Below are 26,763 nucleotides of genomic sequence, written 5' to 3' on the forward strand. Positions count from 1 at the left end.
CGTAGTCCCCCGTGCACAGTCAGTATTGCCGGCTGGGTCGACTCTCGGCGCGATCGGGTCGACGTACGGATCTGACAGGCCGCCGATCGCCGATTGGCCGTGCCCGTTCGCCGTCGCCCCGCCTAGCGTCGACGGCATGGAGTTCGAGCAGGCGCAGCAGTTGTGGAAGCCGGAGCCCGGCTGGTTGAACACCGCCTCCTACGGGTTGCCGCCCGAGCCGGCGTGGACGGCACTTCAGGAGGCCCTGGACGCGTGGCGGGTCGGCCGGACGTCGTGGGAGGGCTGGGGCGAGTCGGTGCACCGGTCCCGTGCCGCGTTCGCCGACCTGATCGGGGTGCCGGCCGGTGACGTCGCGGTCGGCGCGGCCGTGTCGCAGATCCTCGCGCCGGTCGCGGCCGCCCTGCCGGACGGGGCGAGGGTGGTGGTTCCCGAGGTCGAGTTCACCTCGAACCTCTTCCCCTGGCTGGTGCAGGAGGAACGCGGCGTCAAGGTGCACACGGTGCCGCTGGACGCCCTGGTCGACGCCATCGACGCCGACACCGACGTGGTCGCGTTCAGTATGGTGCAGTCCGCCGACGGGGCGGTGGCGGCGTACCACGAGATCGTGGCCGCGGCCCGCGCGCACGACGCGTTGGTGGTGGTGGACGCGACCCAGGCGTGCGGCTGGCTGCCGTTCGACGGGAACCGGGCCGACGTGGTGGCGGTGGGTGGCTACAAGTGGCTGATGAATCCGCGCGGCACCGCGTACGCCTATCTGGCCCCGGCGTTGCGCGAGCGGCTACGCCCGGACGCGGCCGGCTGGTACGCGGGCCGCGACCCGCACGCCTCCTACTACGGCCCACCGTTGCGGCTGGCCGACGACGCCCGCCGGTTCGACATCTCACCGGCCTGGTTCAGCTGGGTCGGCGCGGCGCCCGCCCTGGAGGTGGTCGCCGAGATCGGCGTGCCGGCGATCCGGGAGCACAACGTGGCGCTGGCCAACCGGTTCCTGACCGGGCTGGGCCGGCCGGCGGGGGAGAGCGCCATCGTCAGCGTGGACGTGCCCGGCGCCGAGCAGCGCCTCGCGGCGGCCGGGATCCGGGCGGCGGTCCGCGCCGGACGGGTCCGTGCCTCCTTCCACGTCTACTCCACCGAGGCCGACGTGGACGCCGCGTTGACCGCGCTGGTCGGATAGGCCGGCCGCGCCCGTTGCGGGGCACGGCCGGCCGGCCGGTCAGGAGCAGATGCTGAAGCTCGCGTACGTGTACGAGAGAGGCTGCCACTCCAGGTCAGGCCCCAGGCTCATGTCCCACTTGCCGTCCGCGAGCCGCCCGAAGTAGATGAAGTTGCTGCCCAGCCCGTCGTAGTAGAACCAACCCTCGTACGTGGTGAGGCGGGTTGCCGCCGTGGCGAAGGTCCGGCGGCCGACGACGCCGTCGCTCACGAGACCTCGGTCGGTCTGCCACCGCCTGGTCGCGGCCGTCGTCGTCGGCCCGAACCGGCAGTCGACGTCGGAGGCGGCGAGATAGCCGTCGGCCACCAGGATCTTCTGCCACATGGCGACGACATTGCTGTACGAGCGGGTCGACGCGGAGATCGGGCCCTCGTCGCCCCAGTCGTCCGTCCAGGTGCCCGAGCCCGTGACGTAGCCCTGGCTGACGTTGGCCGACGCCGGCGCGGCCGGGATGGCGACGGCGCCGATTGTGGCGACGACCATCGCCATCGCAACGGCCTTGATTCGTAGGTGCATGAGCATCCCCCTGTGGCTGATGGGCAGCTGTCATGGGGGTAGATGGCCGGCGGACCCACGTGGTTCACGACGGGCGGACATCCGTTCTCAGGCCAGGTGGCCGCCGATCTTCGTGTACCCGCGCAGCAGGTCGCGGGAGATGATCAGCCGCTGCATCTCGTCGGTGCCCTCGAAGATCCGGTAGAGCCGGACCTGCCGGTACCAGCGCTCGATGGGCAGCTCACGGGTGTAGCCCATGCCGCCGTGGATCTGGAGCACCCGGTCGACCACCCGGTTGACCATGCCGGCGCCGTAGAGCTTGCCCATCGACGACGCGTGCCGGGGGTCCAGGCCCTGATCGACGGTCCACGCCGAGCGCAGCACCAGCCAGCGGGCCGCCTCCAACTCGGTCTCCGAGTCGGCGATCATCCACTGGATGGCCTGGTTGGTGCCGATCTTCGCGCCGAAGGTCTCCCGGGTGTTGGCGTAGTCGATGGCCATCTGCAGGACCCGCTCGGCGATGCCGATGGCGTGTGACGGGATGGTGTAGCGGCCCTTGCCGATCCACTCCATGCCCAGCGTGAAGCCCTGCCCGATCTCGCCGAGGATGTTGCGGTGCGGCACGCGGACGCCGTCGAAGATGAGCGATGCGGGCCCACCCTCGCCCATGGTCTGGATGAACTCCGAGCGCCAGCCCATCGACCGGTCCACCAGGAACGCGGTGGCCCCGCCGTTGCGGGCGCCCCTCTCCCGGTCGGTCACCGCGACCACGATGGCGAAGTCGGCGTCGTGGCCACCGGTGATGAAGGTCTTCTCGCCGTCGAGCACCCAGTCGTCGCCGTCGCGCCGGGCCGAGAGCCGGATGTTCGCGGCGTCCGAGCCGGCCCCGGGCTCGGTGATCGCGAAGCAGGAGCGCCGCTCGCCCTCGATGGTCGGGATGAGGAACTCCTGCTTCTGCTCCTCGGTGGCGTGGAACAGGATGTTGTCCGCCTCGCCGCCGAAGCGGAACGGCACGAAGGTGTGGCCCAGCTCCGTCCAGATCAACGACTGGAGCACTGCCGGCAGGTTCATCCCGCCGTACTCTTCGGGGGTGGCCAGGCCCCAGAAGCCGAACTTGCGCGCCTTGAGTTGCAGCTCGCGCACCTCGGAGTGGTCCAGGCCCGGCTGGTGCGCCCGCTCCCGCCGGAGCACCTCCGACTCCAACGGCATCACCTCGCGGCGGATGAACGATCGGACGGTGTCCCGCACCGCCCGCTCCTCGTCGGTGAGCGAAAAGTCCACGTGGTCCTCCTGGCGTCGGCGCAGCCGGTCACCTTTAAACTAGCGGTGCAAGTTTTGTCGCGTCCAGACCTGATGGCCGAGACCGTGAGGAGCGCAGTGCCCCGACCCCGCCAGCCCCGGCTGACCCGGCAGTTGATCGTCGAGACAGCCACCGCGCTCATCGACGCCGAGGGCCTGCCCGCCTTCTCCACCCGGCGGCTCGCCGCCGAGTTGGGCGTCCGTGGGCCGTCGCTCTACAACCACTTCGGCACCAAGGACGAGATCCTCGACGCGGTCGCCGACACGGTCACCGGTGCCGTCGACACCAGCGGCTTCGCCAGCCGGGACTGGGCCGCCGCGCTGCACGACTGGGCCTGGTCGTACCGGCGGGCGCTCACCGCGCACCCGAACATCGTGCCGTACCTGGCGCAGGGGCCCGGTCGTCGACCGGCCGCACTGGCCATGGCCGACGCGGTCTACGGCGGGTTGGTCCGCGCCGGCTGGCCGCCGGCCCGCGCCACCCACATCGGCGCCGCACTGCGCTACTTCGTGGCCGGGTCGGCGCTCGGCTCGTTCGCCCGCGGCTTCGTCGAGGATCCGGAGCTGTACGCGGCGCACTACCCGCACCTGCGGCAGGCGCACCGGCTCGCCGAGCACCAGCAGAGCGTGGACGAGGGCGCCTTCGCCCTCGGCCTGGACGCGCTGCTGCACGGTCTGGCCGCCGAGTACGCCCGCACCGTCGACCCGGTGGAGTCCGCCCGGCCCAGGGGGTAGCGTCCAAACTCCCAGCGCTAGTTTCATCGCCCGCCGCGACTCCGTCGCCATCGCCCGCCGCGCCCCCGTCCCCACTGCCGGTCGCCCACCCCCCGAAGGGACGCCATGGACCTCGCCGCCCCGCCGTCGCAGCTGCCCGACACCCTGCGCCTCCGGCACCACCTGCACGTCGGCGGCGAGTGGATCTCCCCCGCCGGCACCGACGTGATCGACGTGGAGAATCCGAGCACCGGCGCGTCGATCGGGCAGGTGCCCGCCGGCACGGCGGCCGACGTGGACCGCGCCGTCGCCGCGGCCCGCGCCGCCTTCCCCGCCTGGGCGGCCACCGCTCCCACCGAGCGCTCCGCCCACCTCGACCGGCTGCACACCGCGCTCGCCGCTCGCGCCGACGACCTTGCCCGCACCATTGCCGTGGAGCTGGGCTCGCCGTTCAAGCTCGCCACCCGCGTACAGGTCGGGCTGCCGTTGACAGTCCTGCGCGACCACGTCGCGCTCGCCGCTCGGCCGCCGGCCCAGGAGAGCATCGGCAACTCGCTCGTCGTCCGCGAGCCGGTCGGCGTGGTCGGCGCGATCACCCCGTGGAACTATCCGCTGCACCAGGTGCTGGCGAAGCTGGCGCCCGCGCTGGCCGCCGGCTGCACGGTGGTGCTCAAGCCCAGCGAGCTGACGCCGTTGACCGCGTACCTGCTCTTCGACGCGGTCGCCGAGGCCGGGTTGCCGCCGGGGGTGCTCAACCTGGTCCCCGGCACCGGGCCGGTGGTGGGTGAGGCCCTGGTCGGGCACCCCGACGTCGACCTGGTCTCGTTCACCGGCTCCACCGCCACCGGCGCGCGGATCATGCGGCTCGCGGCCGACCGCATCGCCCGGGTCGCGCTGGAGTTGGGTGGCAAGTCCGCAAACGTGATTCTCCCCGACGCCGACCTGGCCACCGCGGTCAAGGTGGGCGTCGGCAACGCCCTGCTCAACTCCGGGCAGACCTGCACGGCGTGGACCCGCATGCTGGTGCACCGCGACCGGTACGACGAAGCACTCGACCTGGTCGCCACCGCGGTGGCCGGCTACCGGCTCGGCGATCCGTTCGACCCGGGCACCCGGCTCGGGCCGCTGGTCTCCGCGGCCCAGGCCGACCGGGTGCGTGGCCACGTCGACCGGGCACTGGCCGACGGCGCACGGCTGGTCGCCGGCGGCCCGGACACCCCGGTGCCGGCCCGGGGGCACTTCGTCGCCCCGACCGTCTTCGCCGACGTGCACCCCGACAGCGCGCTCGCCCAGGAGGAGGTCTTCGGCCCGGTGCTCGCCGTTCTCCCGTTCGGCGACACCGACGAGGCGGTCGCGATCGCCAACAACTCGCGGTACGGGCTGGCCGGCGCGGTCTGGTCCGCCGACACCGACGCGGCGCTCGCGGTGGCTCGGCGGATGCGCACCGGCGCGGTCGACATCAACGGTGCCCCGTTCAATCCGCTCGCCCCGTTCGGCGGCTACAAGCAGTCCGGCCTGGGCCGCGAGTTGGGCGTGCACGGGCTCGCCGAGTTCTGCGAGCTGAAGGCGATCCAGCGATGAGCGGCACCGAGCCGGTCCCGGCGGGCGGCCGTGAGCCGGTCCCGGCCGCGCCGACGGTCGGTGCCGAGCCGGTGGCCGCGCCGGTCACCGTCCGCGCGCTTGTCGCGCGCGGTGTCGGCGCCGAGTTGCGAATCGAGCGGGTACGCCTGCCCGCGCCCGGCCCCGGCGAGGTGCGGGTGACGATCCGGGCGGCCGGTGTCTGCCACTCCGACCTGTCCATGGTGAACGGCACGATCGCCGCGAGGTTCCCGCTGGTGCTCGGGCACGAGGCGACCGGCGTGGTGGCCGAGGCCGGGCCGGGCAGTCGGCTGCGGGTCGGCACCGAGGTGGTGTTGAACTGGGCACCGGCCTGCCGGGCCTGCTGGTGGTGCCGGCGCGGCGAGCCGTGGCTCTGCGCCGACACGACCGCCCCGACAGTGCCGCGCGGCGAGACCGACGACGGCGTGCCGCTGAACCTGACCCTCGGCCTCGGCGCGCTCGCCGAGGCGGTGGTGGTGCCCGAGACCGCCGTCATCCCGATTCCCGCAGGTCTGCCCCCGGAACAGGCCGCACTGCTCGGCTGCGCGGTGCTGACCGGCGTCGGCGCGGTCCGCAACACCGCCCGGGTAGCGCCCGGCGAGACCGTGGCGGTCGTCGGGCTCGGTGGGGTCGGGCTCGCCGTGCTCAGCGCGGCCCGCCGGGCCGGCGCCACGACGATCCTGGCCGTCGACGTGGCCGAGGCCAAACGGAACCTGGCGCTCGCCGCCGGGGCCACCGACTTCCTGCTCTCCGACGACCGGCTCTCCAGGGAGGTACGGGCGCGCACCGAGGGTCGCGGCGTCGACCACGCCTTCGAGTGCGTCGGACGGGCCACCACCATCCGGGCGGCCTGGCGACTGACCCGACGCGGGGGATCGGTGACAGTGGTCGGCATGGGCGCCAAGGACGACATGGTCAGCCTCGGCGCGCTGGACATCTTCCACTCCGCCCGCACCCTGCGGTCCTCGGTGTACGGCTCGTCGGACCCGGACCGGGAGGTGCCCGTGCTGGCCGCCGAGTTGGCCGGCGGCGCGCTGGACCTGGGCGTGCTGGTCAGCGGCACGGTCCCGTTGGACGAGGCCCCTATGGCGTTCGATCGGCTGGCCCGGGGCGAGGGCGCTCGCTGGGTGGTCACCCTCGACTGAGCATCCCCGGCCTGCTTGATCGACTCGGCTTCCGTGAAGTCGGGGTGTCGGGACGCCCAGGACACCCCGACTTCCGGAAAGACGAGTGGACGGTCAGAAGGGCGGCGCGTCCTCGCCCATCAGCGCAAGGACGACGCCGCCCTTGCCACTCTTGAGGCCCTGGACCACGACTTTGCCGGTGCTGCCGTCGGGCAGCTCCAACGTGAAGGTCTTTCCGACCGCGTTCTTGGGGCCGTTGCCGGCGCTGTTGGCGGGTCGGAAGTCACCCGCCCACGGTGGGGTCCCACCCCTGCGGGCGGGCTCGGCGAAGAGCGCGGCGGTGCCGGGGGTCCTGGTGCCGTCGGCGGAGAGGAGCACTGAGGCGCTGCGAAAGGTAGCCATATGCGCCAAGGCTAACCCGGACCGTGCGCGTTCGTGCACCACAGCTGCCCGTGCCGGCGATTCGGTCGACGCCTCGACCCGGTGGCCCGTGGTCGTCCTGCCCATGTCGCCGACATGAGCCGGGAGGTCATCAACCACCTGGTTGACAGTTCGTCACACAGATGCTGAACTATCAACCAACTGGTTGGTGGAGGATGACTGAGGATGACTGAACGGCTCGACCGTCGGCAGGCGCTGGTCCACGCGGCATTCACGGCAATCGCCGAGGGTGGCTTCGAGGGGTTCCGGCTGCGACCGATCGCCGCCACGGCAGGCATCGACCACTCCACCCTGCACCACTACTTCCGGACCAAGGCCGACCTGATCGCCGCCGTGCTCGAGCACGTCACCAGCCAATTCGAGGCGACAATGCACAACGATCTGGAACCCGCCGCCCGGTTACGCCAACACCTCGGCGAGATCGCCACCGCCGTCGCGCAACGGCCCGAGTTGTTTATCGTGCTCGACGAGCTCGATCTTCGCGCTCGACGTGACGAGTCCACCGGGGCCGACATCGAGCGCGACGAACAGGGCTGGCGGGACGCGCTCGCGGCGATCTTCAACGAGGGCATCGCGCGACACGTCTGGTCGGTGGACCTCGACGTCGCCGCCAGCGTCGAGCTGGTGATCGCCACCGTCAAGGGCATTCGCCTGCGTCCCGACAAGGCCGAGTCGGTTGTCCACCAACTGTGCGACCTCTTCGCACCAGAAAGGTTCACCCATGACTGACGTACTCATCGTCGGCGGTGGCATCGGCGGCCTCGCTCTGGCCCAGGGCCTGCGTAAACACGGCATCACCGTCGCCGTGTACGAGCGCGACCGGCGCCGCGACGATCGGGTGGACCGCTACCGGCTCGCGATCAACCCGGCGGGCAGCCGGTCGCTGCGTGCCTGCCTTCCCGACCGACACTGGCGGGCGTTCACGGACACCGCCGGCCGGCCCGGCGGCGGTTTCGGGTTCCTGGGCGCCGACCTGCGCCCGCTGGTCCTCGTGGAGGACGCGGTCATGCATCCTGACTCTCCCGACCCCGCCGAACGGGCCTACCCGGTCGACCGTGCCACGCTGCGCGGCGTTCTCCTCGACGGACTCGACGACGCCGTCCACTACGGCAAGGCGTTCGACAGGTACGAGCTCACCGCCGACGGTCGCCCCACCGCACACTTCGCCGACGGAACGTCCGCCACCGGCGACGTCCTGGTCGGCGCCGACGGGATCAACTCCCGGGTACGCGCGCAGTACCTGCCGAGCGCCACCCAGCGGGATGCCGGTGCGGTGGGCGTCGGGCTCAAGTTGCCGCTGAACGACGACACCCGTGCCTGGTTACCCGCCCGGCTGACCGAGGGCATGAACCTCGTCCTCACCGGTGCGCCGCACTTCCTGTTCACCTCCGTGTTCGAACGCCAGACGTCGGTGGGGGACGACTATCTGCTGTGCGCGTTCGTCGGCCGCAACGATGTGTTTCCCTCGCGTCCGGAGCGCCTCGACGGTCCTCGGTTGAAGGCCTACGTCGCCGAGCTGATCACGGGCTGGCACCCCGCGCTACGCCGACTGATCGACGAGTGCCCACCAGACGAGGTGAGCGCCTTTCCGTTCCAGGCGTCGGACCGTCTGGCACCCTGGGCACCCTCGCGGGTCACCGTGCTCGGCGACGCCGTGCACGGCATGCCGCCGGCCGGCGGTAACGGCGCCAACACCGCACTGCGCGACGCTGCCCTGCTCACCCGCCAGTTGTTTCGGGCCGACGGCGGCCACCTGCCGCTGCTGGAGGCGATTGGCGACTACGAGACCGAGATGCGCGAGTACGGATTCCAAGCCGTCGAGCTGGCCATGCGGACCCTGCGGCAGGGCATGATGAGCAACCCGGTGAACGTGGGTCTGACCCGTGGCTGGTTCAGCCTCTGCACCATCGCGCCACCGCTGCGCCGGATGACGTTCGGCGCGAGCTGGGCCAAGATCAGCGCTCCCCGCCACTGGGAGCGGGCCGCCACCGGCTGACCGGCCGATCCGCCCGGCGCCAAGGCGAGTGGATCATTCACTCTCGCGGCTGCGCACGGATGGCGGGACGGCCCGTGCCGCTCTCAGCAGGACGACCGGATGTCCAGGACGACCGGGACGCTCTGCGTGACGACGCCGTCGGTGGCCCGGAGTTGCGGCACGTACCGGCCGAGCGGGGCGTCGTGCAGGCGGAACGCGGCCAGGACCTGGACGGTGTGGCCGTCCCCGGAGCCGGGCAGGGCGGTCAGCGGGCTGTACACCTCGGTGCCGTCGGGCATGCCGGTGTAGCCGACGCTGATCGGCGCCGACCAGGTCCCGTCGAGAACGACGAAGTAGTAGAGCGTGCGCGGATCGTCGGGGGTGGCGCAGATCCGCTGCGGCAGGTCGACGAGCGTCCAGGTCGACGGGGTGGCGGTGGTCTTCGTGGCGGGTGCCGCGGAGGCTGGCGCGCCGACGACGAGGGCGAGCAGCGTGGTCGCCAGCGCGGCGCCGGCGATCTGTCGGGCGGTACGGAAGAACGTCACCTTCAACTCCCAAGCTCTGCGACCGACAAGGGTGCGGGCGCGCCGAATGACGATGTCGCGAGACGTGCGACGACGATCCCGCAACCGCCGTTCGACGGGACGCCAGCGAACAGCGCCGCCCACCGACCAGACTGGCAGAGGTATCTCAGCGGGCTCTCAGAAGAGGCTGGCAACCGACGCCAGGCGGCGTGCGGTTACTTGCCGGTGACGATGCCGGGGTTGATGCAGAGACCCGGGTTGGCGCCGTTCTTCTCGGCGATCTCCAGACAGCGGGTCACCTTGTCGACAGTCGCGTTGGTCTCGGTGATCTGCTTGGAGATCTCGGCGTTCTTGCGGTCCTGCTCCAGGTTGCGGGTCTGGGCCAGCTTGTCCTGGAACGCCTTGATGTTGCCCTCGGTCTTGTCGTCGTGGTTCACCCGGGTGATGGTCACCGAGAGGATGTCCACGTCGGTGGCGAGCCGGGTCTCCGCGCTGGTCTTGATGTTCGCGGCGAACGGTTTCAGGTCGACGTTGAGGTCACCGGTCCGCGCGTCGATCTTCTCCAGCGGGTTGTACGCGGCGAACGCGTCGTTCGTCGCACTGTCGAGCTGCACACCCACCCGCTGGCCCCGGAAGCTGTCGAAGTCGCCCTTGTAGTCCATGAACTGCTTCGGCGCGTCCTCCGGCTTGACCTGCCACTCGATGAGCACCTCGACGCAGGCGTCGGCGAGTGTGCCGGTGCGGACCCGTACGCAGTTGTCGCCACCGATGTGGTCGTACTTCTGCCGGCCCGCGTCCCACTCGCCGACCTTCTGCCAGGGCGCCACCCATTTCAGGCCCGAGCCGGTCACCTCGCCGGTGGGCTTGCCGAAGCTGGTGACGATGCCGACCGAGCGGATGGGAACCGAGTGGGCGCTGGAGGTGACGCCGACGAGCAGGGTGAGCGCGAGGAAGACGAGTGCGGCGAGGCCGGCCGTCCGCTTCAGTGGCCGCGCGGGCGCGGCGAGTGCCAGGACGGCGCTGACCGCCAGGGCGACGGCGAAGACGATCGCCATGGTGAAGCCGACGGGCATGGGGTGGGGGCCTTCCGCTGGGCTGTGTGGATCTTCAACCTAGGAGGTCCGGTCAAGTCGGAGGGGAGACGGTCTCGCCGCCTGACGGCCCGTCGCCGGGAAATCCCGCCACGGCGCATCCGCCGGGCGTCGTTCCAGCGAACTCCCGGGTAGCGAACGTCTACCCGGGGGTACGTCTGGTGCTGACCGATCCGATGCCGGCGGAGGCCGTGGAGATCGCGCACAAGCAGGTGTCGCTGGCGGCCGAGGACCTGGACGGCACCGGTGTCGCCACGCTGGTGCTGGAGTTGGCCGACGCCTGGGGCGTACCGGCGCTCTGGGAGCAGGTCTGCCACCCGTTGTTGGCCCGGCTGCGGGGGCGCGACGCCGCCGAGGTCACCGTCGAGCACGCCCTCAGCGAGGGAGTCCGGGTCGGGTTGGACGTGCACCGCAGGGAGCCGGGCCGGCCGCTGCCCGCCGGTGGGGTGCTGCTGGCCGGCGCCGAGCAGGAGACGCACTGCCTGGGTCTGCACGCGCTCGCCGCCGCCCTGCGCGAGCAGGGTCGTGGCTGTCTCCACCTCGGCCCCGCGCTGCCCTGGTCCGCGCTGACCAGCGCGGTGTACCGGGCGCGCCCGCACACCGTCGTGCTCTGGTCGCAGACGCCGGTCACCGGCCGCGCGTACCGTCTGGTGCGCCTGGCCCGGGACTTTCCGCGCCTGCGGGTGTACGGCGCGGGGCCGGGTTGGATCGAGCCGCTCACCGCGCGGGCGGCCCACCTCGGCACGCTGTCGGACGCGGTCGCCGCCGTCCTGGCCGTCCCACCAGGGCGTGATGCGCACCACATACGATACGGATCGGTCCCGTATCGTTAATGCGCGTCGTACGCTGGCCCACGTTACGAGTCTGACCCGTATCGTATTGCGTCGCGGGGAAAGCGTGGGGGGAAACAACGCATGGAGCTGCACAACAACACGGGCCACCCGAGGAGGTGGGCGATCCTGGGGGTGCTGGTGATCAGCCTCCTCGTGGTCGTCCTCGACAACACGATCCTCAACGTCGCACTGCGCACCCTGGCCGACCCGACGCACGGTCTCGGGGCCAGCCAGGGCGAGCTGGAGTGGGCCATCAACTCCTACACGCTCGTCTTCGCCGGGCTGCTGTTCACCTTCGGGGTGCTCGGCGACCGCGCCGGCCGCAAGCGTTTCCTGATGATCGGTCTGGTGCTGTTCGGTCTGGCGTCGCTGCTCTCCGCGTACGCCCAGAGCCCTGGCCAGCTCATCGCGGCCCGCGCCCTGATGGGGGTCGGCGGCGCGGCCATCATGCCGGTGACGCTGTCGATCATCTCCAACGTCTTCGACCCGCGTGAGCGTGGTCGGGCCATCGGTGTGTGGGCCGGAGCGGTCGGTCTCGCCGTGGCGGTCGGCCCGATCCTCGGCGGCGCGCTGCTGGAGCACTTCTGGTGGGGTTCGGTCTTCCTGATCAACGTGCCGGTGGTCGTCGCCGGCGTGATCCTGGTGGCGCTGCTGGTCCCGGAGTCGCGTGACCCGCGACCGGGCCGGGTCGACGTGCTCGGTGTGCTGCTCTCCGTGGTTGGCCTGGTCGCCCTCTCCTACGGCATCATCGACGGCGGCGAGCACGGCTTCGACCGCCCGGTGGCCTGGGGTTCGATCCTGGTCGGCATCGCGGTGTTGGCGTGGTTCGTGCAGCACGAGCGGCGCAGCGACCACCCGTCGCTGGACGTCCGGCTGTTCAGGGTGCCCCGCTTCGCCGCACCGGTCGCCATCGTCGGCCTGGTGTTCTTCGCCGCGATGGGCTCGATGTTCTTCGGCTCGTTCTACCTGCAACTGGTGCGCGGCTACAGCCCGCTACAGACCGGTCTGCTCTTCCTGCCCTTCGCCGGCGCCCAGCTGGTCTTCGCACCGCGCAGCGCCGCGATGGTCCGCCGTTACGGCGGCCGGGCCGTCGCCACCGTCGGGTTGGCGCTGACCGTGGTGTCACTCGCCGCGTTCGTGTTCATCGGCGCCTCCACCCCGATCTGGGTGGTGCTGCTCGTCTTCCTCATCCAGGGCGCCGGGATGGCCAACATCATGCCGCCCGCCACCGAGTCGATCATGTCGGCGCTGCCCCGGGAGAAGGCCGGTGTGGGCTCCGCGGTGAGCAACACCATCCGCCAGGTGGCCGGCGCGCTCGGCGTGGCGATCCTCGGCTCGGTGCTCTCCGCGGTCTACCGCAGCGACATCGGTGACGCGCTGACCGGCCTGCCCACGCAGGCCCGCGACGCGGCCAACGAGTCGATCTCCGGGGCGTACGCGGCGGCGGGCCAGCTCGGCCCGGCGGCGCCGGGGCTGATCTCGGCGGCCAACGACGCCTTCGTCACCGCCATGCACTGGGCGGCCGGGCTCTCCGCGGTGATCGCCGCGGTCGGGATCATCGTGGTGCTGCGCTGGATGCCGGGCCGGGAGGAGACCAGCGTCGCCCCGGTGGCTCCGGTCGCCGAACCCGAGCTGGCCGGAACGGCGTAGGTCGGGAAAAGATGTCGGACATGACGTCCACTGCAGATGCTCCGCGGTCGCCCGGGCGACCGCGGAGCCTCCGCGCCGACGAGGCGATCGTCGAAGCCACCCTTGACCTGCTCGCCGAGGGCAGCACCATCGAGGCACTCTCGATCGAGGCGATCGCCGCCCGCGCCGGAGTCGGCAAGGCCACCATCTACCGCCGCTGGGCCGGCAAGGACGCGCTGCTGCTGGATGCGCTGCGTCGGCTCAAGGGCGTCCTGGCCCAACCGGCCGGCCACTCGGTCCGTGACGACCTGGTGCTGCTTGTCGGTGCGATCGGCAAGAACATCGACCCGCGAGCCGCGAAGATCATGCCCTGCCTGGTGCCCGCGGTGAACCGCAGCCCGGACCAGTACCAGCTCTACCAGAACATCATCTCGCCCCGGCGGCAGCTGATGCGCGACGTGCTGCGGCGCGGCATCGACGAGGGCCTGCTGCGGCCCGACATCGACGTGGAGGTGACGATGGCACTGCTCACCGGGCCGATGCTGATCCAGCGGGTGCTGCAATGGAATCCGGAGCTGGACGAGCGGGCCCTGCCCGAGCGGGTCGTCGACGCCGTGCTGGAGGGCATCCGCGTCCGCTGAGTCGGGCGTCGCTCGGTGCCGCGGGCGTCCGCGTCCGAGGCGGCGGGCGTCCCAGCTTGTGGGCGTCCCAGCTTGCGGGCGTCCGCGCTCGCGGGCGTCCGCGCTTGCCGGCGTCGCTCAGCCGGCCGGGGCGCGGAGCCGGTGCAGGCGCAGCGCGAGCTGCACCTCCAACGCCCGCTCGGGCCGTTGCCAGTCCGCGCCGAGCAACTGCCCGACCCGCTCCAACCGCTGGGTCACCGTGTTGACGTGCACGTGCAGCTGCTCGGCGGCCCGGGCCAGACTGCCACCCACCCCGAAGTACGCCTCCAGCGTCTTCACCAGAGCCGTGCCCCGCCGGGCGTCGTAGTCGACCACCGGCCCGACTGTCGCATCGAGAAACTGGGTCACGTCCTTCTCGCCCCGGTCACCGACCGTGCCCAGCAGCAGCCCGACGAAGCCCAACTCGGCGGTGCTCGCCCCCTGGCCGGCCCGGCCCAGCGCACCCAACGCCGTCAGGCACCGGTCCGCCTCCTGGAACGTCCCGGCCAACGCCGCCGGGCCGTTCGTCGGGCCGCTCGCCCCGGCGGTCACCGGACGGCCGGTCACCCGGGACAGGTCCCGGGCAACCGCACGGGCACTACCGCCCGCGTCCAGCCCCGGCAACATCAGCACCACCCGACCGTCGCGCGCCGCGGCCAGGCCACCCCGCGCCGAGGCGTACGTGGTGGCCCAGGAGAGCACCCGCTGCCGGGCCGAGCCGGTCGCGGCGATCGCGTCGTCGCCCACCGCCACCAGCACGTGCGGCGCGTCCAGGTCCACCCCGAGCCGTCGGGCCCGGCTGCGCAGCGCGTCGGTGTCGCGCAGCGGTCGGGCGATCAGGTCGTCCAGCAGCTCGCCGCGTACCCGCCCCTCCGCCTCGGCGACCGTCCGGCGGAACAGCAGCAGCAGCGCGGTCACCAGCGCCGCCCGTTCCAGGATGCGCTGGTCGGCGTCGACCAACTCGTCATCCGGGCGCAGCACCAGGGCACCCAGGTTCTCCGCGCCCGCCACCACGGCCGCGTACCAGAGTGGGCCCCGGCGCACGCTGCGCCCCTCGGTGCGGGAGGCTGCCACCGCCTCCACGATGTCCGCCCGGTCCGGCTCGTCGATCTCACCCACCCGGGCCAGCAGGCGCCCCTCGGCGTCCAACGCCAGCAGCGCACCGCCCAGCACCTCGGTCACCGCAGCCGCCACGTCCTCCACACCGCCGCCGCGCAGCACCAGGGCCGTCATCCGGTCGTGTGCCGCCGCGGCCCGCTCCACCGAGCTGCTGTGCGCCCGGATGGTGGTGTTCGCCGCCGACAACTCGGCCAACGCCGAGCGGGTCTCGGTCAGCAGCCGGGCGGTGTCGATCGCCACCGCGGCGTGCGCGGCCAGCGACACCAGCAGCGCCACCTCCTCCCGGACGAACGGCCGGGCCGAACGGTTGGCCGCGTAGAGCACACCGATCGAGGTGGAACCGAGCCGCAGCGGCACCCCGAGGATCGCCACCAGGCCCTCCTCGCCCACCCCGGCGTCGATCTCACCGGTGTGGTGGAAGCGCGCGTCCTCGCCGTAGTTGCCGGTGACGTACGGCGCGCCGGACTGGGCCACCAGACCGCCCAGGCCGGCGCCCATCGGCAGCCGCAGCCGCTGGAAACGGGCCGAAACCGACCCGTCGGTCACCCGCATGTAGGTGTCGCCGCGCTCGTCGTCGTTGAGGGTCATGTAGGCCACGTCCGCGCCGAGCAGGTGGCGGGCCCGGTGCACGATCGCCCGCAGCACGTCGTCCAGGTCGCGCAACCCGGCCAGGTCGCTGACCGTGTCGTACAGGCCGGACAGCTCGGTCTCCCGGCGACGCCGACGCTCCAGCAGCGCGCGGACCCGCAACGCCACCGCCCTGGCCTGCTCCAGCTCGGTCAGCCGCTCCGGCGGCAGCCCCGCGGCCCGCGCGGCCACCAGCGGTCCCTCGAACTCGACCGCCGCGGCCTCACGGGCGAGCAGCTCCAGGAACTCCACCGGCGATGACATGGTCGACATTGTGCTCAGCCCCACTAGTTGGCCGTCCAGCCCCCGTCGAGGGCGATCGACGTGCCGGTGATGAACGCCGCGGGCGGCGAGCAGAGGTACGCCAGCAGTTCGGCGACCTCCTCCGGCTCGATCAGCCGCTTGATCGCGGCCCGAGCCAGCATGATCTTCTCGACCACCTCGGCCTCGTCGATGCCGTGGCTGGCCGCCTGGTCGGCGATCTGGCTCTCCACCAGCGCCGTACGCACGTACGCCGGATTGATGCAGTTGGCGGTCACCCCGTGCGCGGCGCCCTCCAGGGCGACCACCTTCGACAGCCCCTCCAGCGCGTGCTTGGCCGAGACGTAGGCCGCCTTGTACGGCGAGGCACGCAGCCCGTGCACCGAGGAGATGTTGACGACGCGACCCCAGCCCCGGGCGTACATGTGCGGCAGGGCCCGGCGGATCAGCAGGAACGGCGCCTCCACCATCACCCGCTGGATGTACTCGAAGCGTTCGACGGGAAAGTCCTGCAGCGGCGCGACGTGCTGGAGCCCGGCGTTGTTCACCACGATGTCCACGTCCACGTCGAGGCGCTCCACCGCCGCGGCGTCGGACAGGTCCACGCCCTCGGCCCGGCCACCGACCTCGGCGGCCACCGCCCTGGCCGCCTCCAGGTCGCGATCCACCACGAGCACCGTGGCACCGGCCGCGCCCAGCCGCAGGGCACACGCCCGCCCGATGCCGCCGCCGCCCCCGGTGACCAGGGCGGTCCGACCGGCGAGGTCGAGCTGTACGACGTGGGGGACCGCCACGGGTTCTGCCGTCATGGCGCAAGAAGTTACGAGCTGTGTGCTCCCCGGCACATGGGTCAGCAACACATACTCCGATGCCAAGCTGTGTGGCCCGCCCGCCCCGCCACCCGCTCCCGTCCCGGCGGCGGGGGGCCGTCGTCGCCGCTCCTTGTCGCAGGCGGGTGTCCCGGCCTTCGTCTGCCGCTTCTGTCGTGCGCGCGGACGTCCCCGGCCCTCGTCCCGCTGCTTCTCGTTCTCGCGGCGGAAGATCGCGCAGCATCCAGATGTCAATCGTTGCGCTAGGGGGAACGGCTGCTCATCAATCGCCGATCATGGAGTTGTGGTGGGTAACAGAACGCCCGTAAGACCCCCAAAGTCGGCACCACAACTCCATGATCGCCAAGCCGGGCCTACCCCGCTCCGCGATCCTGCACTTCATGTCCGGGTTGACCCACCGGCTGCAGCCCTAATGCGACGGTTTTGTCCAGGATGTGATGGTCTCCTGGTGCTTCGTGGCCACTACATCCCGGATCGAGCGTGACCTTGCGGCTGGCGCTCCGGGAACCCCCGCTCCCGGCCGGCCGAGCGTGGTGCCCGTCGTCAAGGTCCGCGCAACATCAGGGATGTTGCTGGCTCGGGCGCGTCGGAGGCAGCGACATCGGGGAAGTTGCGTAGATCGGGGCGCGGGGGCGCGGGGGCGCGGGAGCGCGGGAGGGCGGGAGGGCGTGTCCCGTGGGGCTGGTGGGAAGGGCGCCGGTTAGGGTGTCGAACACACGTACTGCTGACGGCTGGGGAGGGGGCGGCGTGCGCGTGCTCGGTGTGGACCCGGGGTTGACCCGGTGCGGGGTGGGTGTGGTCGAGGGTGTGCCGGGGCGGCCCTGCACTCTCGTCGCCTACTACGTGGTCTACACCGACCCGGCCGACGACCTGCCGCTGCGCCTGCTGCACCTGGACCGGTCGCTGACCGAGCTGGTCACCGAGCACCAGCCGGACAGCGTCGCCGTCGAGCGGGTGTTCAGCCAGCACAACGTGCGTACGGTGATGGGCACCGCGCAGGCCAGCGGCATCGCCGTGCTGGCCGGGGCGCGAGCCGGTCTGCCGGTGCAGACGTACACGCCGAGTGAGGTGAAGGCGGCCGTGACCGGGTCCGGTCAGGCCGACAAGGCGCAGATGACGGCGATGGTCACCCGGCTGTTGCGGCTGGCCGAGCCGCCGAAGCCGGCCGACGCCGCCGACGCGCTCGCCCTGGCCATCTGCCACGTGTGGCGCGGGGGGACCCGCTCCAAGCTGGCCGCGGCGGCCGACCGGGTACGACGAGGAGGAGCACGATGATCGCCAGCGTGCGCGGCACGGTGACCGCGACGGGTCCGGACCAGGCCGTGATCGAGGTTGGCGGCGTCGGCCTCGCCGTGCACTGCGCCCCGGGGACCCTCGCGGAGCTGCGGGTCGGCCAGGTCGCTCGGCTCGCCACCAGCCTGGTCGTGCGGGAAGATTCGCTGACTCTCTACGGGTTCGCCGACGACGACGCGAAGTCGCTGTTCGAGCTGCTCCAGACCGCCAGCGGGGTGGGCCCGCGACTGGCCCAGGCGGTGCTTGCCGTGCACAGCCCGGACGCGGTGCGCAAGGCGATCGCCAACGCCGACACGGCCGCGTTGACCCGGGTGCCCGGGATCGGCAAGAAGGGCGCGGAACGGCTGGTGCTGGAGCTGCGCGACCGGATCGGCCCGGTGCCGATCGGCGTTGACGGCGTCGCCGGGGTGACCCGCGGCAGTTGGCCCGACCAGGTTCGGCAGGCGCTTGTCGGGTTGGGCTGGACGGCTGGCCAGGCCGATCAGGCGGTGGCCGCGGTGGCGGAGACGATCGAGGGCGAGACGCCGCCGGTGCCGGTCCTGTTGAAGCAGGCCATCCGCCTGCTGGGTCGCACCCGATGAGCGCCCGGCGGCGACGGGAGGGCGGCACGGTGAGCGCGAGGAGTGAGCCGGGGTTGCGAGCCCCGCAGTCGCGAGTGATGAGGGCATGGTGAGCGAGACCGACGGGCTCGTCTCGGCGTACGTCAGTGACGCGGACCGGGACGCGGAGGCCACGGTCCGGCCGCGGCGGCTGGCCGAGTTCATCGCCCAGGACCGGGTGCGTGACCAGCTTGACCTGCTGTTGCAGGGCGCGATGCGGCGCGGGTCGCCCCCGGATCACATCCTGCTGTCCGGGCCACCCGGTCTGGGTAAGACGAGTCTGGCCAACATCGTGGCCGCCGAGTTGGGCGCGGGTATCCGGGTGACCAGCGGCCCGGCGATCGAGCGTTCCGGGGATCTGGCGGCGATTCTGACCAGTCTCACCGAGGGCGACGTGCTCTTCATCGACGAGATCCACCGTATCGCGCGTCCGGCCGAGGAGTTGCTCTACAGCGCGATGGAGGACTTCCGGGTCGACGTGGTGGTCGGCAAGGGGCCGGGGGCGACGGCGATCCCGCTGGATGTCGAGCCGTTCACCCTGGTGGGCGCGACGACCCGCTCGGGTCTGTTGACCGGGCCGATGCGGGACCGGTTCGGTTTCGTCGCGCACCTCGACTTCTACGCTCCGGCGGATCTGGAGACGCTGCTGCACCGTTCGGCGCGGATTCTCGGTGTGCCGATCACCCCGGAGGGCGCGACGGAGATCGCCGGTCGTTCCCGGGGCACGCCGCGGATCGCCAATCGGCTGTTGCGCCGGGTCCGCGACTACGCCGAGGTGCGGGCCGACGGCGTGGTCGATGTCGACACCGCCCGTGCCGCGTTGATCGTGTACGACGTGGACGCGCTCGGGTTGGACCGGCTGGACCGGGCGGTGCTGAGCGCGTTGGTCGACTCGTTCCGGGGTGGCCCGGTGGGGCTGTCCACGCTTGCCGTGGCGGTGGGGGAGCAGCCGGACACGGTCGAGGAGGTCTGCGAGCCGTTCCTGGTCCGTGCTGGTCTGTTGGCCCGTACGCCTCGGGGGCGGGTGGCCACCGAGGCCGCCTGGCGGCATCTGGGGCGCACTCCACCGAATGGTACGTTTGGCATGGATAGTCCACCTGCGCCCGATCTGTTCTCCTTGGATACCGATCAGCCGTGATGTGAACGTGATCTGTGCCGCATTCGGTGTTCTCAGGTGCAGGGTTTAGACTTCGCCGCGGTCTGTACAGGACGTGAGATTCCGCCTCCGCTCCGGCACCCCGGGTGCCGGGCCGGCGGCCAGTGGGAGGGTCAGTAACCGTGCATTACATAGCAGCGGGCGCCACGGGCGGCGGTATCACGCCGGTCCTGATGATCGTTCTGCTCTTCGGCGTCATGTATTTCATGATGATCCGACCCCAGCAGAAGCGCCGCCGTGAGGCGGAGACGATGCAGTCCGGGCTCGGCCCGGGCGACGAGGTCGTCACCATCGGCGGGCTCTACGGCACGGTCACCGGCATCGAGGACGACACCGTCCTGATCGAGGTCGCCCCGGGCGTGCAGACCCGCTACGCCCGGGCCGCCATCGCCCGGGTGACCACCCGCGCGGAGCTGCCGAGCGAGCCGATCAGCGGGGACGCCGACGTCATCAAGGAGTGACGTCTTCTCCGGGGGTGGCGAGTCCGGCGTACGGCCGGTCGACCGGCTTCCGGGCCACCGCGCCCCACGGGGCAGCGGACGAGACGTGAAAACTGGATAGTTGGGTCGACGCCGGGCGTCGGCACGTTTTCCTGACCATCGGCGTTGCGCGCCGGGGTGTCCGGGCCACGTGTCGGGATCTCGTCGGCTCAGGTCAGACCCGTCAGCCGGGACCCCCGGCCCGACACCGCCGCCGCTGCACACAGCGGCGCGACCGCACAGGGAGACAGGACAGCCGTGGCACCACCTCAGGGACAGATGCGCCCCGGGCGGCAGCTCGCCGTGCTCGGGTTCATCTTCGTCGTCCTCTACCTACTGGTGTTCTTCTCCGGCGGCGCCAAGGGCAGCTTCCAGGACCGGCTCGAGCCTCGGCTCGGTCTGGACCTGATCGGCGGCACCCGGGTGACGTTGGAGGCGAGAAACAGCATCGGCGGCAAGGCCCCGACGGCGGAGAATCTCGAGGAGGCTCGGCAGATCATCGAGAGCCGGGTCAACGCGTTCGGCGTGGCCGAGGCCGAGGTGGTCACCGAGGGCAACCGGAACATCGTCATCTCCCTGCCCGGTGAGAACCGCAACCTGGACAACGTGGGCAACGCCGCCGAGCTGCGCTTCCGCAAGGTGCTCAAGGGTGCCGACGGCAGCGGGACGGCCGCCGCGCCGCCGGCGGCCACGCCGTCCGGCAGTGCCGCACCGACGCCGTCCGGCAGTGCGGCCCCGACCCCGTCGGGCAGCGTTGCGCCGAAGGTGACCTCGTCGCCCAGCGGCGGTCAGGGCGGGATGGCCCCGGCATCGCCCAGCGCCACCCCGACTCCCTCCGCGTCCGCCACGGCCTCGGCCAGTGCCGCGCCCAGCGCCAGTGCCAGCGAGGAGCCGGTGTCGGCAAGCATCGAGGAGCAGCGCAAGGCCGTCGAGCAGAAGGTCGGCGCCGCCGCCTGGCAGGCCGCCAGCGGGTTGCAGGCCCCCGCCGACCTGACCGCCGACCCGTCGCTCGCCGACAAGCTCAAGCCGTTCGCCACGCTGTCGGCGCAAGAGGTCGCCGTGCTGTCGGCGCAGATGCAGTTCAACGTGCCGACCATCGGCTGCACGCAGCTCGACGCGCGCCCCCCGGCGTCGATCTCCGACGCCAAGCAGCAGGTCGTCTCCTGCGAGGGCGGCGCCTCGAAGTACCTGCTCGACCAGGCCAAGGTGCTGGGCACCGACGTGTCCGACGCCGACGCGGTGCTCGACCAGACCAACGCCTGGGTGGTCAGCCTCGACTTCACCGGCGACGGTCAGGGCAAGTGGACCGCCCTGACCCGCGAGTCGTTCACCAACGAGGGTCAGGCCTGCGACGCCACCGCGCTCGGTCAGGACGGCAAGTGCCGGGTGGCCGTCGTGCTGGACAACAAGATCGTCTCCTCCCCGGAGATCCAGGGTGTGCTGACCGGCAACTCGCAGATCACCGGCAGCTTCAACCAGAAGGACGCGAGCGCGCTCGCCGGTCAGCTGCGCTACGGCGCGCTGCCGGTGACCTTCAAGCAGCAGGAGGCGCAGAACGTCACCGCCACGCTGGGTGCCAGCCACCTGCGCGCCGGCCTGCTCGCGGCCGGCATCGGCATGCTGCTGGTCATCATCTACTCGTTCTTCTACTACCGGCTGCTCGGCTCGGTGATCTTCCTGAGCCTCATCCTCTCCGCGCTGCTCGTCTTCGGCGCGCTGGTGGTGCTCGGCCGGCAGATCGGCTTCACGCTCACCCTCGCCGGCATCGCCGGCATGATCGTCTCACTCGGTGTGGCGGCAGACTCGTTCGTCATCTACTTCGAACGACTGAAAGACGAGATCCGCGAGGGCCGCAGCCCACGTAGCGCGGTGCCGCGCGCCTGGATGCGGGCCCGCCGCACGATCATCTCGGCCAACGCGATCACCCTGCTCTCCGCGGTGGTGCTCTACGTGGTCTCGGTCGGCACGGTCAAGGGCTTCGCCTTCGCCCTCGGTCTGGCCACCGTGCTGGACCTGGTCGTGGTCTTCCTCTTCCGGCACCCGATCATGACGATGTTCGCCCGCACCAGGGCGTTCCTGTCCCCGCGGGTCAGCGGTCTGGGCCGGGCACTTCCGGCCCGCAACCAGCCGACTCAGCCCCGCAACCCGCGCGCCAAGGAGGCCTGAGATGGCTCAAAACGGTCTGGCGAGCCGCCTCTACAACGGCGAGGCCGGTCTCAACATCGTCGGCCGCCGCAAGCTCTGGTTCGGTGTCGCCGGCACCCTGATCCTGATCGCCCTGCTCAGCTTCGGCCTGCGCGGGTTCAGCCTCGGCATCGAGTTCGCCGGTGGCAACTCGTTCCAGGTGCCGGCCAGCGTCGGCACCCTGGAGGACGCCGAGCGGGAGGTCAACTCTGCTCTCGCCGCCCAGAACACCAACATCGAGGTGGCCACCGCGCAGAAGGTCGGCGGCACCGGCGGTGACACCTACGAGCTGCGGACGCCGCAGCTCGACGCCGAGAAGACCAACGCGGTCAAGGGCCAGATCGCCCAGGATCTCGGCATCAACCAGGATCAGATCAGCAGCAACCAGGTCAGTGAGGCGTGGGGCAGCCAGGTGACGCAGCGGGCCGTGCTCGGTCTGGTCATCTTCATCGCGCTGGTGATGGTCTACCTGATCCTGCGCTTCGAGTGGCGGATGGCGGTCGCCGCGGTCGCGTCGCTCGTCACCAACCTGCTCCTCACCGCCGGCATCTACTCGCTTGTCGGCTTCGAGGTCACCCCGTCGACGATCATCGGCTTCCTCACCATCCTGGGCTTCGCGCTCTACGACGTGGTGGTGGTCTTCGACAAGGTCCAGGAAAACACCCGGGGCATCACCGCCAGCAACACCCAGACGTACGGCGAGGCGGCCAACCTGGCCGTCAACCAGAGCCTGATGCGGTCGTTGAACACCTCGGTGGTCGCCCTGCTGCCGGTCGGTGGTCTGCTCTTCATCGGTGCCGGCCTGCTCGGCGCCGGCACGCTGAAGGACCTCGGCCTGGTGCTGTTCGTCGGTATGGCGGTGGCGTTCCTGACCTCCATCCTGGTGGCCACGCCGCTGTTGGCCCTGCTGAAGAACTACGACCCGCGCATCCAGGCGCACAACAAGCGCGTCCTGGCCCGGCGGGGCGCGCTCGCCCGGGGCGAGGTCACCGGCAAGGGTGCGGTGAGCCCGGCCCAGGGCCAGGCGACCGACGAGCAGCTCGACCCGGACGCCGCCGCGCTGGCCGGTGCCGCCCCCAAGGTGGGCGCTCGTCCGGCGGGTAAGCGGCCGACCGGTGCCCGGGGCGGTCGCCCCGGTGGTGGCGGCAACCGGCCGGGTGGCGCCAAGCGGCGCTGACCCACAACGTCACAAACCGAACGGCGTCCGGCATGCTGTGCGAGCAGCCCGGGGCTGTGTCGACGCTCCTCGGCTCGACCGAGAGCCTCGACACCGCCCCAGCCGGACGCCGTCGTCGTCGAAGGGAAACGCAACAGCCGTGACGGAGACCCACAGCACCGCGGCGCACGGGGACAGCGGCCCGGAGGCCGCCCGACTCGTCGCCAGCCGGGTGCTGGACGTGCCCGACTTCCCCAAGCCCGGCGTCCTGTTCAAGGACCTGATGCCGCTGTTCGCCGACGGCAAGGCGTTCCGTGAGGTGATCGACGGGATCGTCGCGTACCACGGTCGGGACGCCTTCGACGTAGTGGTCGGCATCGAGGCGCGCGGGTTCGTCGTCGCCGCGGCCGTCGCGTACGCGACCGGGGTGGGCGTGGTGCCGGTGCGCAAGGCCGGCAAGCTGCCCCGCCCGGCGCACTCGGTCTCCTACGCTCTCGAATACGGCGAGGCGACCCTTGAGGTGCACGAGGACGCCTTCACCGCCGGGCACCGGGTGCTGGTGGTCGACGACGTGCTGGCGACCGGCGGCACCGCCGAGGCGACACTGGACCTGGTGGAGCGGGCCGGCGGGACCGTGGCCGGCTTCACCGTGCTGCTGGAGCTCGGTTTCCTGGGTGGGCGGGAGCGGCTGGCCCCGCGTCCCGTCCATGCCCTGCTGACCGTTTGAGCCCATCGGTGGCGCACTGACCGTTTGGTCCGAGGTGTGCCGGACAGCGCCTGCGTCGGCCGTCCGGCGGAGCGGCAGCGGACCGTCCGTGCGGGTAGCATTGCCCTTTGCTGACGCCGGCGGTACGCCGTCCGGCGGGGCGAGACCAGGCCGGCCGATTGTTCGGCAGGTTTTTCCGGCGAGCGGTGAGGAGGCCGGTGTCCCACGATGTCGTCCCTCCGGCGGAGGGCACGGTGCACCCGACAGGCGACGCTGACGGCACGGTGACCGACCGGGCAGGCGACGCGCCGGCCCGGGTGACGGGCGCCGGCAGCGGCTCTGGCAGTGCTGCGGGCGAGAGCCTGGCACAGCCGGTCAGTGGCCCGCCCAGCGTCGAGGCGTCCCCCGGTGCCGACGGGGTGGTGGTGCCGTTCCCGAGTGACGCCGGCGTCGACCCGTCGCCGAGCGGTGGTTTCGGGCTGTCCAACGCGCCCACCGGCCGGCGGGTGCGGGCCCGGTTGGCCCGGTTCAACGCGCCCTGGCAGACCTCGCAGGTCAGCGAGGTGTTGGAGCCGCTCATCGCGAGCCACCGGGACAATCACCCCAAGGCCGACGCCCGCCTGCTCCAGCGCGCCTTCGACACGGCCGCGCGGTGGCACTCCGGGCAGTACCGCAAGTCCGGTGACCCGTACATCACCCACCCGCTCGCGGTGGCGACCATCCTCGGCAACCTGGGGATGGACACCACCACGCTCGTCGCGGCGCTGCTGCACGACACCATCGAGGACACCGAGTACACCCTCGACGCGATGCGCGCCGACTTCGGTGGCGAGGTGGCCCTGCTGGTCGACGGCGTCACGAAGCTCGACAAGGTCAAGCTGGGTGACGCGGCCAAGGCTGAGACGATCCGCAAGATGGTCGTGGCGATGGCCAAGGACCCGCGGGTGCTGGTGATCAAGCTGGCCGACCGGCTGCACAACATGCGTACCCTGACCTTCCTGCCGCGCCCCAAGCAGGAGCAGAAGGCCAAGGAGACGCTGGAGATCCTGGCGCCGCTGGCGCACCGGCTCGGTATGAACACGATCAAGTGGGAGCTGGAGGACCTGTCCTTCGGCACGTTGTTCCCGAAGCGCTACGAGGAGATCAACCGGCTGATCGGGGAGCACCAGCCGCAGCGTGAGTCGCTGCTGCGGCAGGTCACCCAGAAGGTCGGCACCGACCTCAAAGCCGCCAAGATCAAGGCGGAGACCACCGGGCGGCCGAAGCACCTCTACTCGATCTACCAGAAGATGATCGTGCGGGGTCGCGACTTCAACGACATCTACGACCTGGTGGGCGTGCGGATCCTGGTCGACACGGTGCGCGACTGCTACGCGGCGCTGGGGGTCATCCACGCCAACTGGCAGCCGGTGCCGGGCCGCTTCAAGGACTACATCGCGATGCCCAAGTTCAACATGTACCAGTCGTTGCACACGACTGTCATCGGGCCCACCGGCAAGCCGGTGGAGATGCAGATCCGCACGTACGCGATGCACCGCACCGCCGAGTTCGGCATCGCCGCGCACTGGAAGTACAAGGAGCACAAGGGCACCCAGATCGTCGGCCCGCCCGCGCACATCGACGAGATGACCTGGCTGCGGCAGCTGCTGGACTGGCAGCGCGAGGCGGCCGACCCGAGCGAGTTCCTGGACGCGCTGCGCTTCGACCTGTCCAGCCAGGAGGTGTACGTCTTCACCCCGAAGGGTGACGTCATCCCGCTGCCGACCGGGTCGACGCCCGTGGACTTCGCGTACGCGGTGCACACCGAGGTGGGGCACAAGTGCATCGGGGCGCGGGTCAACGGCAAGCTGGTGCCGCTGGAGTCGACGCTGTCCAACGGCGACGTGATCGAGATCTTCACGTCGAAGTCCGAGACGGCCGGCCCAACTCAGGACTGGCTGGGCTTCGTCAAGAGCCCCCGGGCGCGCACGAAGATCCGCCAGTACTTCAACAAGGAACGGCGCGAGGAGGCGATCGAGGCCGGCAAGGACGCGATCGTCAAGGCGATGCGCAAGCAGGGCATGCCGTTGCAGCGGATGCTCACCTCCGACGCGCTGATGTCGATCGCCCGGGACCTGCACCTGGCCGACGTGGCCTCGCTCTACGCGGCGGTCGGCGACAGTCAGGTCTCCGCCCAGTCGGTGGTGCAGAAGCTGATGGCCGCGTACGGCGGCGAGGAGGGCGCGGCGGAGGACATCGCCGAGACCGCCGTCGCCACCCGGCCACCGCGCAGCCGGCAGAGCAGCAACGACCCGGGCGTGGTGGTCCGGGGCGTCAGCGACGTCTGGATCAAGCTGGCCCGCTGCTGCACCCCGGTCCCCCCGGACTCGGTGTTCGGCTTCGTCACCCGCTCCGGTGGGGTGAGCGTGCACCGCGACGACTGCGCCAACGCCGAGGACCTGCGGGCCCAGAGCGAGCGGGTGGTCGAGGTGAGTTGGAAGCTCACCTCCGCCTCGACGTTCCTGGTCGCCATCCAGGTCGAGGCACTGGACCGGCACAAGCTGCTGGCCGACGTCACCCGGGTGCTCTCCGACGAGCGGGTCAACATCCTCTCCGCCACCGTCACCACCACCCGCGACCGGGTGGCGGTGAGCCGGTTCAGCTTCGAGATGGCCGACCCGAAGCACCTGGGCCACCTGCTGGCCACGGTCCGCAAGGTGGACGGCGTCTTCGACGCCTACCGGGTCACCTCCGGCGCCTGACGCGTACCCCGGACAC

The 26,763-nt window shown here is 71.4% G+C and carries 24 protein-coding genes; 17 read left to right on the forward strand and 7 right to left on the reverse strand.

Annotated elements, in window-relative coordinates; genetic code table 11:
- Positions 1–136 precede the first annotated feature (136 nt).
- The gene (locus AB0B57_RS14850; RefSeq protein WP_357069211.1) at positions 137–1,174 is read left to right on the forward strand and encodes an aminotransferase class V-fold PLP-dependent enzyme; all 1,038 of its coding nucleotides are present in this window, start codon (positions 137–139) and stop codon (positions 1,172–1,174) included.
- A gap of 39 nt (positions 1,175–1,213) precedes the next feature.
- On the opposite strand, the gene AB0B57_RS14855 is transcribed toward AB0B57_RS14850, so the two are convergent.
- Both AB0B57_RS14855 and AB0B57_RS14860 read right to left on the reverse strand, forming a co-directional pair.
- Entirely contained in the window at positions 1,214–1,729 is a 516-nt protein-coding gene (locus tag AB0B57_RS14855) for a peptidoglycan-binding domain-containing protein (RefSeq protein ID WP_357069213.1), read from the reverse strand.
- A gap of 87 nt (positions 1,730–1,816) precedes the next feature.
- Positions 1,817–2,989, reverse strand: a complete 1,173-nt coding sequence (locus AB0B57_RS14860) for an acyl-CoA dehydrogenase family protein (protein ID WP_357069215.1) — start codon at positions 2,987–2,989, stop codon at positions 1,817–1,819.
- 96 nt (positions 2,990–3,085) lie between these two features.
- Here AB0B57_RS14860 and AB0B57_RS14865 point away from each other — a divergent pair, with 96 nt between their 5' ends.
- The 3 genes from AB0B57_RS14865 (at position 3,086) to AB0B57_RS14875 (ending at position 6,465) form a co-directional block, all read left to right on the forward strand.
- Positions 3,086–3,742 carry a TetR/AcrR family transcriptional regulator C-terminal domain-containing protein gene (locus AB0B57_RS14865; RefSeq protein WP_357069217.1) on the forward strand — a complete coding sequence of 219 codons (657 nt, stop codon included), beginning with the start codon at positions 3,086–3,088 and terminating at the stop codon, positions 3,740–3,742.
- 105 nt (positions 3,743–3,847) lie between these two features.
- The gene (locus tag AB0B57_RS14870; protein ID WP_357069219.1) at positions 3,848–5,302 is read left to right on the forward strand and encodes an aldehyde dehydrogenase family protein; all 1,455 of its coding nucleotides are present in this window, start codon (positions 3,848–3,850) and stop codon (positions 5,300–5,302) included.
- Positions 5,299–6,465 (forward strand): alcohol dehydrogenase catalytic domain-containing protein, encoded by a 1,167-nt coding sequence (locus tag AB0B57_RS14875; RefSeq protein ID WP_357069221.1) that lies wholly within the window; start codon positions 5,299–5,301, stop codon positions 6,463–6,465. Before AB0B57_RS14870 ends, AB0B57_RS14875 begins: the two co-directional genes overlap by 4 nt.
- 93 nt (positions 6,466–6,558) lie before the next feature.
- On the opposite strand, the gene AB0B57_RS14880 is transcribed toward AB0B57_RS14875, so the two are convergent.
- Positions 6,559–6,846 (reverse strand): hypothetical protein, encoded by a 288-nt coding sequence (locus AB0B57_RS14880; protein WP_357069223.1) that lies wholly within the window; start codon positions 6,844–6,846, stop codon positions 6,559–6,561.
- Between the two features lie 204 nt (positions 6,847–7,050).
- Between AB0B57_RS14880 and AB0B57_RS14885 the strand changes: the two genes are divergently transcribed.
- Both AB0B57_RS14885 and AB0B57_RS14890 read left to right on the forward strand, forming a co-directional pair.
- Complete coding sequence (locus tag AB0B57_RS14885) at positions 7,051–7,614, forward strand: TetR/AcrR family transcriptional regulator (RefSeq protein ID WP_357069225.1); 564 nt, start codon at positions 7,051–7,053, stop codon at positions 7,612–7,614.
- Entirely contained in the window at positions 7,607–8,881 is a 1,275-nt protein-coding gene (locus tag AB0B57_RS14890; protein WP_357069227.1) for an FAD-dependent monooxygenase, read from the forward strand. The genes AB0B57_RS14885 and AB0B57_RS14890 overlap by 8 nt, the downstream gene beginning before the upstream one ends.
- An 83-nt stretch (positions 8,882–8,964) precedes the next feature.
- Here AB0B57_RS14890 and AB0B57_RS14895 read toward each other — a convergent pair whose 3' ends face one another.
- Complete coding sequence (locus AB0B57_RS14895) at positions 8,965–9,405, reverse strand: DUF5980 family protein (RefSeq protein ID WP_357069229.1); 441 nt, start codon at positions 9,403–9,405, stop codon at positions 8,965–8,967.
- A gap of 194 nt (positions 9,406–9,599) precedes the next feature.
- Positions 9,600–10,457: an SPFH domain-containing protein gene (locus tag AB0B57_RS14900; RefSeq protein ID WP_357069231.1), complete on the reverse strand. Its 858-nt coding sequence runs from the start codon at positions 10,455–10,457 to the stop codon at positions 9,600–9,602.
- A gap of 179 nt (positions 10,458–10,636) precedes the next feature.
- Here AB0B57_RS14900 and AB0B57_RS14905 point away from each other — a divergent pair, with 179 nt between their 5' ends.
- The 3 genes from AB0B57_RS14905 (at position 10,637) to AB0B57_RS14915 (ending at position 13,578) form a co-directional block, all read left to right on the forward strand.
- Positions 10,637–11,308, forward strand: a complete 672-nt coding sequence (locus tag AB0B57_RS14905; protein ID WP_357069233.1) for a transcriptional regulator — start codon at positions 10,637–10,639, stop codon at positions 11,306–11,308.
- An 81-nt stretch (positions 11,309–11,389) separates the two neighbouring features.
- A complete protein-coding gene (locus AB0B57_RS14910; RefSeq protein ID WP_357069235.1) occupies positions 11,390–12,958 on the forward strand; it encodes an MFS transporter in 1,569 nt (522 codons plus the stop codon).
- Between the two features lie 11 nt (positions 12,959–12,969).
- Positions 12,970–13,578, forward strand: a complete 609-nt coding sequence (locus tag AB0B57_RS14915; RefSeq protein ID WP_357069237.1) for a TetR/AcrR family transcriptional regulator — start codon at positions 12,970–12,972, stop codon at positions 13,576–13,578.
- Positions 13,579–13,695: 117 nt separating this feature from the next.
- On the opposite strand, the gene AB0B57_RS14920 is transcribed toward AB0B57_RS14915, so the two are convergent.
- Together AB0B57_RS14920 and AB0B57_RS14925 are read right to left on the reverse strand one after the other, a co-directional pair.
- Positions 13,696–15,615, reverse strand: coding sequence for a helix-turn-helix domain-containing protein (locus AB0B57_RS14920; RefSeq protein ID WP_357069239.1), 1,920 nt, complete (start codon positions 15,613–15,615; stop codon positions 13,696–13,698).
- A 14-nt stretch (positions 15,616–15,629) separates the two neighbouring features.
- Positions 15,630–16,412 (reverse strand): 3-hydroxybutyrate dehydrogenase, encoded by a 783-nt coding sequence (locus tag AB0B57_RS14925; RefSeq protein WP_357069241.1) that lies wholly within the window; start codon positions 16,410–16,412, stop codon positions 15,630–15,632.
- Positions 16,413–17,180: 768 nt separating this feature from the next.
- On the opposite strand from AB0B57_RS14925, the gene ruvC reads away from it, so the two are divergent.
- The 8 genes from ruvC (at position 17,181) to AB0B57_RS14965 (ending at position 26,747) form a co-directional block, all read left to right on the forward strand.
- On the forward strand, positions 17,181–17,708 hold the full coding sequence (ruvC, locus tag AB0B57_RS14930) for a crossover junction endodeoxyribonuclease RuvC (RefSeq protein ID WP_357069243.1): 528 nt from the start codon (positions 17,181–17,183) through the stop codon (positions 17,706–17,708).
- Positions 17,705–18,307, forward strand: a complete 603-nt coding sequence (ruvA, locus tag AB0B57_RS14935; RefSeq protein ID WP_357069245.1) for a Holliday junction branch migration protein RuvA — start codon at positions 17,705–17,707, stop codon at positions 18,305–18,307. Before ruvC ends, ruvA begins: the two co-directional genes overlap by 4 nt.
- Positions 18,308–18,392: 85 nt before the next feature.
- Positions 18,393–19,463, forward strand: coding sequence for a Holliday junction branch migration DNA helicase RuvB (gene ruvB / locus AB0B57_RS14940; RefSeq protein ID WP_357069247.1), 1,071 nt, complete (start codon positions 18,393–18,395; stop codon positions 19,461–19,463).
- A 140-nt stretch (positions 19,464–19,603) separates the two neighbouring features.
- Positions 19,604–19,942, forward strand: a complete 339-nt coding sequence (yajC, locus tag AB0B57_RS14945) for a preprotein translocase subunit YajC (RefSeq protein ID WP_357069249.1) — start codon at positions 19,604–19,606, stop codon at positions 19,940–19,942.
- A 276-nt stretch (positions 19,943–20,218) separates the two neighbouring features.
- Complete coding sequence (gene secD / locus AB0B57_RS14950) at positions 20,219–22,126, forward strand: protein translocase subunit SecD (protein WP_357069251.1); 1,908 nt, start codon at positions 20,219–20,221, stop codon at positions 22,124–22,126.
- A 1-nt stretch (position 22,127) separates the two neighbouring features.
- Positions 22,128–23,321, forward strand: coding sequence for a protein translocase subunit SecF (gene secF, locus AB0B57_RS14955; RefSeq protein WP_357069253.1), 1,194 nt, complete (start codon positions 22,128–22,130; stop codon positions 23,319–23,321).
- Between the two features lie 139 nt (positions 23,322–23,460).
- Positions 23,461–24,027 carry an adenine phosphoribosyltransferase gene (locus AB0B57_RS14960; protein WP_357069255.1) on the forward strand — a complete coding sequence of 189 codons (567 nt, stop codon included), beginning with the start codon at positions 23,461–23,463 and terminating at the stop codon, positions 24,025–24,027.
- Between the two features lie 197 nt (positions 24,028–24,224).
- A complete protein-coding gene (locus AB0B57_RS14965) occupies positions 24,225–26,747 on the forward strand; it encodes a bifunctional (p)ppGpp synthetase/guanosine-3',5'-bis(diphosphate) 3'-pyrophosphohydrolase (RefSeq protein WP_357069257.1) in 2,523 nt (840 codons plus the stop codon).
- Positions 26,748–26,763: the final 16 nt, after the last annotated feature.

Origin of the sequence: Micromonospora sp. NPDC049101 (assembly GCF_040648675.1) — a bacterium.
Lineage (GTDB): Bacteria > Actinomycetota > Actinomycetes > Mycobacteriales > Micromonosporaceae > Micromonospora.

What these genes read in the sequence shown, in the direction of transcription:
- AB0B57_RS14850 (WP_357069211.1), top strand. Translation starts at nt 137, where the DNA reads ATGGAGTTCGAGCAGGCGCAGCAGTTGTGGAAGCCGGAGCCCGGCTGG.
- AB0B57_RS14855 (WP_357069213.1), bottom strand. Translation starts at nt 1,729, where the DNA reads ATGCACCTACGAATCAAGGCCGTTGCGATGGCGATGGTCGTCGCCACA.
- AB0B57_RS14870 (WP_357069219.1), top strand. Translation starts at nt 3,848, where the DNA reads ATGGACCTCGCCGCCCCGCCGTCGCAGCTGCCCGACACCCTGCGCCTC.
- AB0B57_RS14875 (WP_357069221.1), top strand. Translation starts at nt 5,299, where the DNA reads ATGAGCGGCACCGAGCCGGTCCCGGCGGGCGGCCGTGAGCCGGTCCCG.
- AB0B57_RS14880 (WP_357069223.1), bottom strand. Translation starts at nt 6,846, where the DNA reads ATGGCTACCTTTCGCAGCGCCTCAGTGCTCCTCTCCGCCGACGGCACC.
- AB0B57_RS14885 (WP_357069225.1), top strand. Translation starts at nt 7,051, where the DNA reads ATGACTGAACGGCTCGACCGTCGGCAGGCGCTGGTCCACGCGGCATTC.
- AB0B57_RS14890 (WP_357069227.1), top strand. Translation starts at nt 7,607, where the DNA reads ATGACTGACGTACTCATCGTCGGCGGTGGCATCGGCGGCCTCGCTCTG.
- AB0B57_RS14900 (WP_357069231.1), bottom strand. Translation starts at nt 10,457, where the DNA reads ATGCCCGTCGGCTTCACCATGGCGATCGTCTTCGCCGTCGCCCTGGCG.
- AB0B57_RS14910 (WP_357069235.1), top strand. Translation starts at nt 11,390, where the DNA reads ATGGAGCTGCACAACAACACGGGCCACCCGAGGAGGTGGGCGATCCTG.
- AB0B57_RS14915 (WP_357069237.1), top strand. Translation starts at nt 12,970, where the DNA reads ATGTCGGACATGACGTCCACTGCAGATGCTCCGCGGTCGCCCGGGCGA.
- AB0B57_RS14920 (WP_357069239.1), bottom strand. Translation starts at nt 15,615, where the DNA reads ATGTCGACCATGTCATCGCCGGTGGAGTTCCTGGAGCTGCTCGCCCGT.
- AB0B57_RS14925 (WP_357069241.1), bottom strand. Translation starts at nt 16,412, where the DNA reads ATGACGGCAGAACCCGTGGCGGTCCCCCACGTCGTACAGCTCGACCTC.
- ruvA (WP_357069245.1), top strand. Translation starts at nt 17,705, where the DNA reads ATGATCGCCAGCGTGCGCGGCACGGTGACCGCGACGGGTCCGGACCAG.
- ruvB (WP_357069247.1), top strand. Translation starts at nt 18,393, where the DNA reads ATGGTGAGCGAGACCGACGGGCTCGTCTCGGCGTACGTCAGTGACGCG.
- secF (WP_357069253.1), top strand. Translation starts at nt 22,128, where the DNA reads ATGGCTCAAAACGGTCTGGCGAGCCGCCTCTACAACGGCGAGGCCGGT.